Consider the following 13102-nt stretch of genomic DNA (forward strand, 5'->3'; position numbering starts at 1 on the left):
ATAATTTTGTACTGTAATATTTTACATACATAAATGTTAAAAGAGTTCCGAATTAATTCGGAACTCTTTTTTTTAACAGATATTTGAGATTTATCTACCTATACTATTTAATGGATTCTGAATTAAAAACCTTACAAACACAGCAGAAAAAGAGTTTTAACTTCGTTGATACAATTCGGTGCATTTCAATGATAGGAATTGTTTTTGAGCATTCTGCAATACTTTGGGGGGCTAAATATAACAATACAACCGATGTTTGGCTACAAGTTACTACTATGCAATTTTGGAAGTTTGCTACAATTGCCTTTTTCCTTATTGGTGGTTTTTTAATTAATTACAAATTTACAGAGTATACACCAGGCCAATATTTATCACGGAGATTTAAAAATACTATCAAGCCATGGCTATTCTGGATCATCGTATTGGTTGGCCTCAATCTCATTCATAGAGTAGTATTAAATATTAAATCTGGGGACTCTATATTCAACGGAAATCCTATTGGTTATTTTGCCGAAGAATTTAGGTATATCTTGTTTGAAAGCAGTTTTTGGTTTATACTTAATTTCTTAATTTGTATAAGCATCCTACTTATCTTTAAAAAATATCTATATAAGCTTTGGTTTGGGTTAATTTGGGCAATTATATCGCTTCTATATAGTCTTAATTTATATTACGAGTGGTTTGTGACTCATCATTCAGCCGCCCTGTTTGGATTTGTATTTTATTTATGGCTTGGTGTTTATCTAAATCGCTATTTCGACAAAGTAATGGCTTATGTAAAGCAGTTAAAATGGTCTCATATTATTTTGGTTAATATTATTTTTTTTTCATTGGCATGTTTAGAAGTAATGTACTTAAATCATCATGGTTCTAAAGATGAATACAATACCCTTCGGGTTACCAATATTTTTTATTCATTAACTATGTTTACTTTACTTTTAAAAATGGGCGGAATAAAATTTATTGATAATATATTGAAGCCTAGACAATCTACATTTGGAATTTACCTTATCCATCAAATTTTAATTATTATATTACTTCCAGAGATCTTCAAATGGGATAAGTGGAATTTCAATTACTTTTCTGTAGAACAAAATATCTTGTACTCGATATTCAGATTTTTGGTCGTTTATACGATTGCTTTTGGAATTACAAGATTGCTGCTTAAAACCAAAATTAAATGGACTGTTGGAGGTTAGTTAAGAGAAAAATACAACTGGAAATTCAGCCTTTTGGAGATTGTTATAAAAAAGATAAAGGTTAAATAATCTTTCTGAAAAGAAACCAAAAATTCGTCTTTGGTATTCATATTCACTTAATTTTACCGTTTTCTCTAATTCAAATAATATTGGAAACAACCAATTACAATAATCAATTAGAACCTCTTTCCTGGCTATAAACATGTTATAGCAATGCATTTTTTTTTCTGTGTCGAAGAATTCATCGAATGCCTTTTCCATATCTGGATAAAGTTTTACGACCGCATTTTTCATCAAATACCAATCTTCCCTTATGTGATAAAAGATATAATGCATCTTTATTGATACCTCTCCAGATAATTCAAGCGCTAAGGGAGCTGCAGTAGGTACAACTACTTTTCCAGAATGAAGTTGATTAAGCAGTGCATCTTTTAAACTTTCATTGCTTGCTGTTTTTAAAGCCTCTTCGCTAAAAGGGGCATAATAAACATCTCTAGGATCAACAATGATTTTTGTATTGAATAACTTCTTCTTAACTCGTACTTCGGGCAATGTGAAATATCGTCGGTAATGACATAAGCCTACAAATTCCGAATCAACTTTTTCTATGTTTTTCCAAATCCAAAATAATGCCGTTAGTTCACTAAACGTTTTGTTCTTAACAGCTATATTTTCGCCTATATCATCAGATATAAAGCCTAATTCTAGTTTAGAAAAAGTTTTTCCAACTTGAATAGGCTGGATGTAATCGCAATGAGGAACCGCAAATTCTTTATGATAAACAGAGTAAATTGTTAAGTCTTTATTCACTTCTTAATTCTTTTTTTGATTTCGCTAGAGCAGATGCAATCACCTGATGCATGTCATAATATCTATATTCAGCTAATCTTCCTCCAAAAATTACACCAGTTTCCTTTTCAGCTAACAATTGGTATCTTTTCAACATAGCCATATTCTTTTCGTCATTAACCGGATAATAGGGCTCAGCATCTTTGTTATCCTTTAACGGGTACTCTCTTGTAATTACCGTTTTAGGCTGTGCGCCAAATTCAAAATGCTTATGCTCATAAACACGGGTATAAGGGGTTTCTGCATCTGTAAAATTCATCACAGCGTTGCCCTGGTAGTTTTCGGTATCATGAACTTCCAACTCGTACCTTAAACTTCTATACTCGAGCTCGCCAAAACGGTAATCGAAATAAGCATCTATCTTTCCTGTATATACAATTTTTTCTGCTACATTTAGCCATTCAGATCTATTATCAAAAAAGTCGGTATTTAATCTCAGCTCACAGTCAGTTAATAAACCATCTATTATCTTGTTGAATCCACCAATAGGGATTCCCTGGTACTTGTCATTAAAATAATTATTATCGTAGGTAAATCTAACAGGAAGACGTTTGATGATAAATGCTGGGAGAGCTGTTGCTTTTTTGCCCCATTGTTTTTCGGTGTAATGTTTGATCAGCTTTTCATAAATATCTGTACCTACAAGTTTTAAGGCCTGTTCTTCCAGATTTTGTGGCTCTTCTATATTCAAATGTTTAATCTGTCTGGCAATTTCTTCCTTCGCCTCTTTCGGGGTTTTTGTTCCCCAGAGCGAATAAAAGGTGTTCATGTTGAACGGCAGATTATACAGTTCTCCTTTGTAATTGGCTATTGGCGAATTAGTGTAGCGGTTAAAATCGGCAAACTGATTTACATAGTCCCATAAAAACTTATCATTCGTATGAAAAATATGGGCACCATACCAGTGCACATTTATATCCTCAATTTTTTTACAATGGATATTTCCCCCCGCGTGATCCCTTTTATCAATAACAAGGCATTTTTTGCCAGCTTTGGTCATCTCGTGTGCGAAAGTGGCACCAAAAAGTCCAGAACCAACAATTAAATAATCGTATTTTTCTTCACTTTTCATTTATTATTATGGCTTATTGATTCTGTTTTCGATAGTAGACCTCATTTTATCAACCGCACACTGGTAGGTGAGTTTCTCATGGGCAAATTTTAATGCGCGCTCCGTAATCTGTTTATAAAGCATGGGGTCTTTCTCGATCCGGTGGTATTGGCTCACCAGATCGCTCAGGTCGTTGTTTACAGGGATATAATGCTCGTATGGCCTTAAATCGTAATGGAAGTATTCTTTCCACTTTCTTTCCTGTAAAAATACAACCCTCTGGCTGTAAAAAAGAAATTTTAAGCGGGCAGAATAGCTATTGCCTTCCACATCTATTAAATATTTGTACCGGGTATGTTGGGGCAGGGTAAAATATGGAACATCCTTTTTATGGATAAAATAATCATCCACATAGGTATTATAAAAGTCAAAAATATCTGGGGCCTTATTTCCGATTTCTATCAGTTTCTCTCTGATTATATTGGTTTTGACATTTCCGGACCAAAATATACGTGGGTCAGCCCAGGTTTCTTTTCCTTTGGCCTCAATTTCGGCCACTGTATCCGAAAAACTGTTTATACCTGCTTCTTTCCAGCTTTCAAAGGCAAAATCAGGGATCAGAAAATCCTGCTTTTGATCGTCGTCTATGCAATAATAAAAAGAATCATCTTCATAACCACCGGCAGGTTTATCATTGATGAAAAATTTAAAGTGCAAGTCCTTGTCCGTAACCAGTTCTTTAAGGCAGTCGATCAAAATCTTTGCTGTAGCCTGTCCCCTGGTCTGACTCTTGCCTACCAGGTTAACTGCCGTAAAACCGTTCTTTTTTACGAGTTCTACATGTGGCCATAGGTTTCTGTATTTTTTTTCTAGAAACTTATGGGTAACGCTTATTTTATTGATCTTCTTATAAAGAAATGAGGTTAAACCCATACCGAATTATAAATTTGGATGCAAAGGTATCTGATTTTCTACAATAGGTACTGTTTTTTATTTTATTTTTGAAGGAAATGATATCAATAATTATAGCCTCCGTAAATAAAGATCAGCTTTCTGATATTAAGGAGAACATTGCCGCAACCATAGGAGTTGAACATGAAATTATCAGTTTTGATAATGCTGATGGAAAACGTGGATTATGCGAAATTTACAATGAAGGGGCAAAGCGGGCCAAATATCAGCTACTTTGCTATATGCACGAGGATATCAGTATTAAAACGAAAGACTGGGGTATTATTGTTGCGGATATTTTTAATGAAGATCAGAAAATAGGATTGATTGGCATAGCCGGAAATAGTTATAAAACTAAAGTTCCGTCTGGATGGTTTTGTAGCGCCGGTGAAAAAAAAATCAATTATGTTAATATCCTTCAACGCTATAAATTTAGCGAAGAGAAAACAAAACACATTTCTCAAAACGTAAAAAATGAAAAGTATTCAAGCGTAATTGTTGTAGATGGAGTTTGGTTCTGTACCAAAAAAGAAATAGTTGAAGCTAATAATTTTGATGAGGAAACATTTAAAAAGTTTCATTGTTATGATCTGGATTTTTCACTTCAAGTACATAAAACACACCGTGCCGTTGTAACTTTTGAAGTATTATTAGAACATTTCTCAGAAGGAAATTATTGTAAAACCTGGATAGAGGAAACATTAAAATTACATGAAAAATGGGCCGCTGATTTACCGATAGATGTAGAGGGGTTATCAAAAAAAGAAAGTTTCTTTGCTGAAAAACATGCATTCAAATTCTTTCTAAAGCAGATGAAAATATCTGGGTATAAAAAGATAGAAATATTTAAAATATTTTGGCGAAGTAAACTAAGAAAAAACAACTTTAGTCTATTTTTAATGCTAAATAAAGAAATTTGGCGCAGTTAAATCCGATAACCTGCTTCTTTAAAGTATGGTTGCCAAAAATGGATGTTTTTGTCCCACGCATGGCAACCAAAAGGCATGTTTCCTTTAATTAAAGCCATTGCCCTTTGTGGAGCTGTTTCAATGGAAAAGTTTAATGCCTTTTTGTAAGTAGGGATCTTTATTCTCTTCTTCTTTCGATTCACTTCTACGGTCCAAAACATGTCTTCATGATAATCGCTGCTGTTCCGGCCAACGTAATTTTCTACGAGTTCTTTTTCTTGAATACAGATATTATAAAAAGATTCAACTTTTCTCAACGAAAAGCCTCCATTGCCGACATGATTGTACAATTGTCGCTCGATATCAGGCCGACCTTGTTTATCAAGTAAATTATATCTTCTATGCAGGTAGGACCTAAGTTTCTCTTTAGTCTTTTTAAATAAAGTTGGGAATTCTTTTTCCCTCAACCATGGAGCGCCTATATAATCATAACCTAAACTGCACCAATATTTTAGTTCATTTTTAAACACGAAGGCATCCAATTGATAGATGAGTAGATAGCTATAATTCAAGAATTTCTCATAAAAGAGTTCCGAAAGCATTAAATCGTTGTAACTAAATACGCTCTTAAAATAAAAACTTGGTAAAGACACCTCACTATAAGAGAATCCTATCTGCATATTCGATATGTCTAAATCATCTGGTTTGAGTATTACAATATCATAATCAGACAATAACTTTCCACATTGGGTCAAAGCTATCTTTTCATAAAATGAAAGCTCGGACTTATAAACTGGTATTACAATTACACAAGAACTATCCATTTTAATTTCTATTAAACTTTGGCAAAAATAAAAGTATAATATTCATGAAGCCTTTCAAAATCTTATAAGCTATCGGATATTTTTTTATATGCATAAATTGTTCTGCCTTTTTAAACTTTATCTCTTTCAAATATTCATAGTCCTTAACAAATTCAGGGAAATATCTGTTCAAAGAAGCATCTCTTTCTTTATCGATTTCTGGATGATTCTTTGAATTTGCGGATATTCCAGTTCCATCATAGGCTACAATTACACAATCCAAGTGTTTGTATGAAGCCTCGCGTTTGCAAATTGCATAGGTGAAGAATTCCCAATCAGCTACAATTTTGAGATTTTCATTATATAAAAAAATATCCTTAAATAACTTTGCCTTAATAAAACTTGCCTGATGAGAAATATTTTGTTCATAAAAAAAAGCGAAATTTAGCTTTTTAGGAAAAGTGCGAATCTCTTGTTTTATTCCATCAATGTGTAGGATATCTCCATAGTAAATATCATATTGACCATTTAATTCGGCATTCAATCTCTCTAAAATGGTATTGTCAATTAAAGAATCTCCACTATTTAAAAACATTAAATAATCGCCTGTTGAAATCTTAATGCCCTTATTCATTGCGTTATAGATACCACTGTCAGGCTCAGATACAGAATAGCTAAAAAATGAAGAATATGTATTAAGGACATCTTTACTTCCATCCAAACTATTTCCATCAATAACGATAAACTCAAAATCTTGCCAAGTTTGGCTTACCACGCTTTGAATTGTTTTTTGTAACCCCGCCTTATTGTTGTAATTGATAGTTATAATTGATAATTTTTTACTCATAATAAAAATTTTGAAAAAATGTACTTTTATCCACTATTAATGACTTCATTTTATTAAAATAATTTTAGCTAATACACTATATCTAGGTATGCTTTAGTTTATTCACAAATCGATTTCTTAATTCATATCTCTATTAAATTATCTTGAAAAAACAGCCTTTCCATTGTACGTCCTTACAACAAAAAGGTTATTAATACCCTCAACTTTATTTGAGTGATTAAACTATTTCAAAAACAGTTTATCAAGATTTTTATAACAGCGTTCCTTTTCGTAATTGATGTTAAAAGCAGCAAAAGCATTTTCTGCCTGTTTTTTATATTCCGATTCGTCTGTTAAAAGTAGCATGATATTATTTCCGAATTCAACGGGGTCATCACTAACCAAACAGCCATTGTCGGTCTTGTTGATCAGCCCATCGATCCCACGGGTATTACAAACGATTGGCAAACCATAAGATAACGCTTCTACTACTTTTATCTTGGTTCCAGTACCGGTAAGCATAGGGCATAGTGCTATTTTAGCATTTTGGTAATAGATTGATAGATCTTCGGCAAAGTTTATGGAAACAATATTTGGTGCCTTTATTGAAAGATGCTCGTTTATCTGCCCAATGACGCATATCTGCAAGCCGGTTGGTAATAACGGATACACATGCTTAAAAAACCACTTAGCGGCTTTTTGATTATGTACATTATCGCTGGCCACATATATCAGATCAAACGACTTCTCTTTACCAACATGAAGGTTTTCAGGTTTATCGAGCATCATTGGCGCTAACACCACCTTGTTCTTACAGAATTGACTAAAGATATACTGTTCTTCGACAGAAATGGCTAAAGTAATATCAAACAAAGAAATCCTTCTGATTTCTTCTTTAAAAGATTGGCCAATATTAACTTTTTTTTGAAGTTGAGCGGTTATAAAATCGTGTGTATCAATTATTTTTATCGATTTTTTTGTGAAATGGTTATCCTCTACCAATGTAGCCCAACTGGCATAATTGATAAAGATGTAATCGTAATCGTTGTTTTTTAGAATTTTTTTGAAAGCCCTTTTAAACCTTAAGGTGACCAATTCAGGAAATTGAAGCGGGAAGAACCAAGCCTTATTCTGATAGAAAAAATTGGGCAGTTTATAAAAAAGCAGATAATAGAGTATGTTTTTTTTAGATGGTTTTTTTTTAATTACATAAGTATTACTGGCCAGGCCTGCTTGCTCAAATGCTTTAATATCTGTTTCGTTCCATTTTCCGGTGAAATACTCGCTTACAAAATCAATTTCAAAAGCCCTTGATTTAAAATAGCTTAACATGCTTAAAGCCCTGGTTCTGTTGCCCGCATTTTTTTTCAGCGGATTATCAGGCATAAAAAATAATACTCTCCTCATCTAAATATTTAGTCGTTAAAGGCCTGCATGTCGATTAAGCGCCTATATAAACCATTTTTGTTCATTAGCTCATTGTGGCTTCCGGTTTCTACTACGCTGCCTTTATCTATAACAACAATTTTATTGGCATGTTGTATCGTACTTAAACGGTGAGCAATTACAATTGAGGTGCGGTTTTTCATCAGGTTATTTAAGGCATCCTGAACTAATTTTTCAGATTCTGTATCTAAGGCTGAAGTGGCCTCATCCAACAACATGATTGGTGGATTAGCCAATACAGCCCTTGCAATACATACACGCTGTTTCTGGCCTCCTGAAAGTTTATTTCCTCTATCGCCGACAAAAGATTGATAGCCATCTTCTGTATTCTCGATAAAATCGTGCGCATTTGCAATTTTCGCTGCGGCAACAACTTCTTCCATTGTGGCATCTGGTTTGGCAAACGCGATGTTATTAAAAATGGTATCGTTAAATAGAAAAGATTCTTGATTAACGGTTCCCATTTGTGCCCTGATGCTTTCGACAGTAAGTGCTCTATAATCGTGGCCATCAATTTTAATCGTTCCTGATTTTGGATCATGGAAACGTGGAAGCAGATCCATTAATGTGCTTTTTCCGCCTCCGGAAGGCCCCACAAGAGCTACTGTTTGTCCTTTTTCAATATCGAAGCTTATCGAGTTAAGAATTTGTTTTTCCCCATAACTGAACGATATATTTTGAAGGCTGATTGTACTGTTAAAATCATCAAGAACTTTCGAATCGGGTTCATTAACCAACAACGGTTTGGTGTCTATTAGGTCTAAAACCCGTTCGCCTGCAGCAATTCCAGAATGGATTCCACTAAATGAATCTGTTAATGCTTTTGCTGGACGCATTACCTGGGAAAAAATAGCGATGTAAGCAATAAAATCTGATGCTGTTAAAGCATTTTTATCATTATGTAATATTAATGATCCACCATACCAAACGATAATAGAAATCATTAAAACACCTAAAAATTCAGAAACTGGTGAGCCGAGTTGTTGGCGTCTGACCATTTTGCGTGTTAAGTTGGAATAGTATATATTTTCCTGGTTAAATTTGTCCTTAATTCGTTCCGTTGCATTAAAGGCCTTTATGATTTTAATCCCGCTTAATGCCTCATCTAAAAAGCCAATCATTTTTGCAAAAGATTCATGTGATTCTTTTGCCTGCTGCTTTAACCTTTTTACAATTTTACTGATAATAAATGCAGAAATTGGAATCACCAGTAAAGAGAATAAGGTAAGCTTTGCTGAAATATTAAATAAAAGAATAACATATACAATTAGTGTTACAGGTTCTTTAAAAACAACCTGTAATGTATTGGTAACCGTAAATTGAACCACCTGTACATCAGAGGCTACTTTAGAAATAATATCGCCTTTTCTCTCATTGTTAAAATATCCTACATGAAGATTCATCACATTGTTAAAGACCCGCTTTCTAAAGTTTAGCAATGTATGAACTCTCAGATCTTCCATGTAACGCTGAGAAAAATACCTGAACAAATTGGAAAGCAGTACAGAGATAACAATGATAATACAGATGTACATCAATGTACTTTCTATAGTGTTAACCTTTATTGAATAGTTAACAAAATCCCTTAACTTGCCCAATAAGCTAAATGAGGAGGCTGCTTTATCTGTTAAGCTTGGCGTTTGGCAAGCTTGCTTGTTTGCATTTAAAAGTGTTTCGAACAGCGGCGATAACAAAGCCAGGTTAAAGGTTCCGAATAGAATAGAAAGTAAAGTTGCAATAACGTAAGGTATGGCAAACTTTTCAATAGGCTTGGCAAATGATAATAAACGAAAATAAGTTTTCATTAAATATTGTATATATAACAGAACCCAGGAAGTACCTAGTCAGGAAAAAATATAATAAAATCCGAGCAAATGTACGGTTTTTCATACATATGAATAAGATACTGAAACCCAACAAAATTAAAATTACAATTCTTGGGTTATGGCTGGATTGAAACGCTGTTTTTCGGGGATGTATTGCGCTAACAGTTGGACGCTAATTATTTTATTCTTATCATATAATGCGGGGGTGGGAACTGTTACTATAACCCACGTATATTTTTATACCTGTTAATTTTACCCTTAAACTTACTTTTTGTTATTTTTCCAAACATTCCTGATATAAATTAAGATACTGGTTGGCTGCAATTTCCCACGAAAACTTTTCTGCTTGGGCAATTGCTTCTTTAGCGCGGTTATTTTGAGCAAAATCATCCATTCCTTTTTTAAATACTTCCTGCATGTGTTCAGGTTCAAAATTATCAAAGTAATAAGCCACGTCGCCACCAACCTCTGGGAGTGAGGTGAATTTTGAAAGGAAAACAGGTTTTCCAAAGTGCATGGCCTCTATTACAGGAAGACCAAAACCTTCAGCAACGGAAGGGAATAAAAAAGCAGCGCAATTTTTGTAGTACCAAGCTTTATCTTCATCACTAATTGGCCCGGTAATGTGTACCCTATCCAAACAATTGTGTTTTTCTGCTTCTTCTAAAATCCGATGTTTATGAGGTGTTTCCCTTCCAGAAATTACCAGTTCAAAATCGTTATCTTTTAATAATGCAGGTAATAAGTGAAAACCTTTTTGTACCGAAAGCAAACCAATGGTAAATAGGAATTTCTTTCTAGGTTTAAAAGCTGGCTGATGATTTTCATCTGAAACTAATTTATCGGCCCCGTTATAAATTACACTGATTTTATTTGCTGACTCAGGGAAATAGTGTTTCACATCGTTTGCAACAAACTGAGATATACATACAATTTTATCACACTGTGATATTAGCTTGCCTAGTTTTTTTAGATATACCTGAATTCTGTGTGGCTTGCTAAACTTTAAATGAACCTTATTCATGTCATGAATGGTCATTATTTTTTTTGCATTAACTCTTTTTGGCCGTAATCTGCAGGTCTGATCAGAGAGATGAACAACTTCGAAATCATTTTTTTTCTTAAAAAATAACCGATCTAATCTCGAAAGATAAATGATATCAACCAAGTCGTTAAAAAGATATTTTGTCTGTTTGAAAAGATAAAATTTTAATTCAAACTTTCCTTTGTTTTCCTGGATTAATGCGTCGCCTAATCCTTTCCCAAATGAAAAATAACCACAATTGGCATCTTTCATCGAATCAAAAGTTACTAAAACCTTAGGCTTTTCCATTAATTAAATCGTGTATTTAGAAGAAAACAATTCTGCAAATATAGCCAGATTTAAATTGTTGACTATTTTACAATTTTATAATTCCGGTATTCGAACAAACGTATTCCTGTTAAATCTTCAATTTTTTGCAAGACTCTCCTGCGGAAATTCATTTTTGGAGTTTCCTGAGTTAAATCTTTTTCAAATTTCCAGTTTGCAGCAGCAATTCTTTGCTGCATTACTTTTGGATGGCTACCCTTAAAATGAACTAAACGATCGGCATTGTGCATATCATAGGTTTCCTGCACAGGATAATGCTCTTCAATCCATTCTTCTGTTTGATAGAACTGATTAAAGTTCCGCACTTTGCCTTGTAATCCTTTTGGTGGTTTAACCCAGCCATAGTGATAGATGTAAGCATCAATTAGCTTAACCTTAAGTTTTCTGTCATTAATTCTGAAGCCTTGCGCATCGCGGTAAGATTTTACCCCGGGTAAATTTTTTATAATCCGAACCTCTCTTCTATACCATCGTCTGGATTCAGCCAGATAGTCATAAGAAGCATAAAAATGTTTGTATTTTAGAAGTAAGGCCTCTACATTGCTGTTGTTAAGCGCTAGCTCCATTTCTTTTTTGATCAAGGGGAGATAATCTTCATGTATGGCCTCATCACCTTGAATGTAGATCATCCAGTCGGTATCTTTCCCTATTTCTGCTAAGGCTTTGTTGGTTTCATCAGCAAAAACACGACCGCCTTCCCTTATGCTATCATCCCAAACGGTATTGATGGTCTTGATTTTAGGATCAATGCTTTTAACCATTTCAGAAGTCTCATCAGATGAGTTGCCCAGCGCAACTATAAAATCGTCACACAAAGGTAATACGGAAAGTATGGCTTCTTTTGCGGGATAATCGTTTACAATTGCATTTCTTAAAAAGGTAAAACCGGTAACTTTCATTATAGGGATGCTTTGTAGCTGATAATTTTTGTTTATTTGTACAAAGATAGTTTTATTGATGAATACGCATCTATCCATTTTAAGCGAAGTAAAAGCTGGGAATTACAAGGTTTTGGCAAGAACATTAACCCTTGTTGAAAATAACATTACACCGGCTGATTCGATTTTAAGAGATTTAGATGGCCAGGTTAATGTGCCGGTTTTAGGCATTACCGGACCTCCAGGTGCTGGTAAAAGTACCCTGGTAAATGCAATAGCTGGTCATTTTGTGGCGAATGGAATGCGCATCGCTATATTGGCCATAGATCCTACCTCTCCATTTAATTTTGGTTCTTTGCTGGGCGATCGTATCCGCATGGCTGGCCAGTTTAACAATCCAAATGTTTTTATCCGTTCGTTGGCTACAAGGGGCGCGCTGGGTGGTATTTCGGCGAAGACCATCGAAATGGTTGATGTTTTAAAAGCAGCTAATTTTGATCTGATTATCGTAGAAACTGTTGGTGTTGGGCAATCGGAGGTAGAAATTGCCGGATTAGCAGATAAAACCATCGTAGTGCTGGTTCCCGAATCGGGTGATGAGGTGCAGAATATCAAATCTGGTTTGATGGAGATTGCTGATTGCTTTGTGATAAATAAGGCTGATAGGGAAGGTGCAGCTATTTTTGCTAATAATTTAAAGAAAATTGTTCATCAGGGCACGAAGACTATCCCAATATTAAAAACAGTGGCCGATAAAAACACAGGTATTGATGAACTATGTGCATGGATAATCAAGCCGCTTCCTCATGATCATAACCGAAAGGCTTTTCTGTTTGCAGAGAAAGCCTGGAGACTCATTCAACACGAGAAAATGAGGGGTGTAGATAAAAAAAAGCTGCTAGAAAAAGTTCAGGCAGCCTTGAAAGAAGATGATTTTAATATTTATCGTTTTGCTGATAAGTTTATCAATAATGGTTAATTGAAACTGTCAAC

12 protein-coding genes are annotated in these 13102 nt (G+C 34.3%); 3 read left to right on the forward strand and 9 right to left on the reverse strand.

Annotated elements, in window-relative coordinates:
- The first annotated feature begins 110 nt into the window (after window positions 1–110).
- Window positions 111–1199, forward strand: a complete 1089-nt coding sequence (locus tag AC07VK_RS12490) for an acyltransferase family protein (protein ID WP_492960834.1) — start codon at window positions 111–113, stop codon at window positions 1197–1199.
- On the opposite strand, the gene AC07VK_RS12495 is transcribed toward AC07VK_RS12490, so the two are convergent.
- From AC07VK_RS12495 to AC07VK_RS12505, 3 genes are read right to left on the reverse strand one after another with little or no spacing between them, the layout of a single operon-like run.
- Window positions 1200–2009 (reverse strand): DUF4422 domain-containing protein, encoded by an 810-nt coding sequence (locus AC07VK_RS12495; protein WP_492960836.1) that lies wholly within the window; start codon window positions 2007–2009, stop codon window positions 1200–1202. It abuts the gene before it with no gap.
- Entirely contained in the window at window positions 2002–3120 is a 1119-nt protein-coding gene (gene glf / locus AC07VK_RS12500) for a UDP-galactopyranose mutase (protein WP_492952447.1), read from the reverse strand. The genes AC07VK_RS12495 and glf overlap by 8 nt, the downstream gene beginning before the upstream one ends.
- Window positions 3121–3126: 6 nt before the next feature.
- The gene (locus AC07VK_RS12505) at window positions 3127–4032 is read right to left on the reverse strand and encodes a glycosyl transferase family 90 (RefSeq protein WP_492960838.1); all 906 of its coding nucleotides are present in this window, start codon (window positions 4030–4032) and stop codon (window positions 3127–3129) included.
- Window positions 4033–4109: 77 nt separating this feature from the next.
- On the opposite strand from AC07VK_RS12505, the gene AC07VK_RS12510 reads away from it, so the two are divergent.
- Window positions 4110–4979, forward strand: a complete 870-nt coding sequence (locus tag AC07VK_RS12510) for a glycosyltransferase (RefSeq protein WP_492960840.1) — start codon at window positions 4110–4112, stop codon at window positions 4977–4979.
- On the opposite strand, the gene AC07VK_RS12515 is transcribed toward AC07VK_RS12510, so the two are convergent.
- From AC07VK_RS12515 to AC07VK_RS12540, 6 genes are all read right to left on the reverse strand, one after another.
- A complete protein-coding gene (locus tag AC07VK_RS12515) occupies window positions 4976–5782 on the reverse strand; it encodes a DUF5672 family protein (RefSeq protein WP_492960842.1) in 807 nt (268 codons plus the stop codon). The genes AC07VK_RS12510 and AC07VK_RS12515 overlap by 4 nt on opposite strands.
- A 1-nt stretch (window position 5783) precedes the next feature.
- Window positions 5784–6608 (reverse strand): glycosyltransferase family 2 protein, encoded by an 825-nt coding sequence (locus AC07VK_RS12520; RefSeq protein WP_492960844.1) that lies wholly within the window; start codon window positions 6606–6608, stop codon window positions 5784–5786.
- 222 nt (window positions 6609–6830) lie between these two features.
- On the reverse strand, window positions 6831–7994 hold the full coding sequence (locus AC07VK_RS12525; RefSeq protein WP_492960846.1) for a glycosyltransferase: 1164 nt from the start codon (window positions 7992–7994) through the stop codon (window positions 6831–6833).
- Between the two features lie 8 nt (window positions 7995–8002).
- Window positions 8003–9838, reverse strand: a complete 1836-nt coding sequence (locus AC07VK_RS12530) for an ABC transporter ATP-binding protein (protein WP_492952453.1) — start codon at window positions 9836–9838, stop codon at window positions 8003–8005.
- 295 nt (window positions 9839–10133) lie between these two features.
- Window positions 10134–11192, reverse strand: coding sequence for a glycosyltransferase family 4 protein (locus tag AC07VK_RS12535; protein ID WP_492960848.1), 1059 nt, complete (start codon window positions 11190–11192; stop codon window positions 10134–10136).
- Between the two features lie 62 nt (window positions 11193–11254).
- The gene (locus AC07VK_RS12540; protein ID WP_492960850.1) at window positions 11255–12130 is read right to left on the reverse strand and encodes a glycosyltransferase family 2 protein; all 876 of its coding nucleotides are present in this window, start codon (window positions 12128–12130) and stop codon (window positions 11255–11257) included.
- Between the two features lie 58 nt (window positions 12131–12188).
- Here AC07VK_RS12540 and meaB point away from each other — a divergent pair, with 58 nt between their 5' ends.
- Window positions 12189–13088 carry a methylmalonyl Co-A mutase-associated GTPase MeaB gene (meaB, locus tag AC07VK_RS12545; protein WP_492960852.1) on the forward strand — a complete coding sequence of 300 codons (900 nt, stop codon included), beginning with the start codon at window positions 12189–12191 and terminating at the stop codon, window positions 13086–13088.
- Window positions 13089–13102: the final 14 nt, after the last annotated feature.

The organism is Pedobacter sp. GW821-FHT01D05, assembly GCF_059422505.1.

What these genes read in the sequence shown, in the direction of transcription:
- meaB (WP_492960852.1), top strand. Translation starts at nt 12,189, where the DNA reads ATGAATACGCATCTATCCATTTTAAGCGAAGTAAAAGCTGGGAATTAC.
- AC07VK_RS12525 (WP_492960846.1), bottom strand. Translation starts at nt 7,994, where the DNA reads ATGAGGAGAGTATTATTTTTTATGCCTGATAATCCGCTGAAAAAAAAT.
- AC07VK_RS12510 (WP_492960840.1), top strand. Translation starts at nt 4,110, where the DNA reads ATGATATCAATAATTATAGCCTCCGTAAATAAAGATCAGCTTTCTGAT.
- AC07VK_RS12540 (WP_492960850.1), bottom strand. Translation starts at nt 12,130, where the DNA reads ATGAAAGTTACCGGTTTTACCTTTTTAAGAAATGCAATTGTAAACGAT.
- AC07VK_RS12505 (WP_492960838.1), bottom strand. Translation starts at nt 4,032, where the DNA reads ATGGGTTTAACCTCATTTCTTTATAAGAAGATCAATAAAATAAGCGTT.
- AC07VK_RS12515 (WP_492960842.1), bottom strand. Translation starts at nt 5,782, where the DNA reads ATGGATAGTTCTTGTGTAATTGTAATACCAGTTTATAAGTCCGAGCTT.
- AC07VK_RS12530 (WP_492952453.1), bottom strand. Translation starts at nt 9,838, where the DNA reads ATGAAAACTTATTTTCGTTTATTATCATTTGCCAAGCCTATTGAAAAG.
- glf (WP_492952447.1), bottom strand. Translation starts at nt 3,120, where the DNA reads ATGAAAAGTGAAGAAAAATACGATTATTTAATTGTTGGTTCTGGACTT.
- AC07VK_RS12490 (WP_492960834.1), top strand. Translation starts at nt 111, where the DNA reads ATGGATTCTGAATTAAAAACCTTACAAACACAGCAGAAAAAGAGTTTT.
- AC07VK_RS12535 (WP_492960848.1), bottom strand. Translation starts at nt 11,192, where the DNA reads ATGGAAAAGCCTAAGGTTTTAGTAACTTTTGATTCGATGAAAGATGCC.
- AC07VK_RS12520 (WP_492960844.1), bottom strand. Translation starts at nt 6,608, where the DNA reads ATGAGTAAAAAATTATCAATTATAACTATCAATTACAACAATAAGGCG.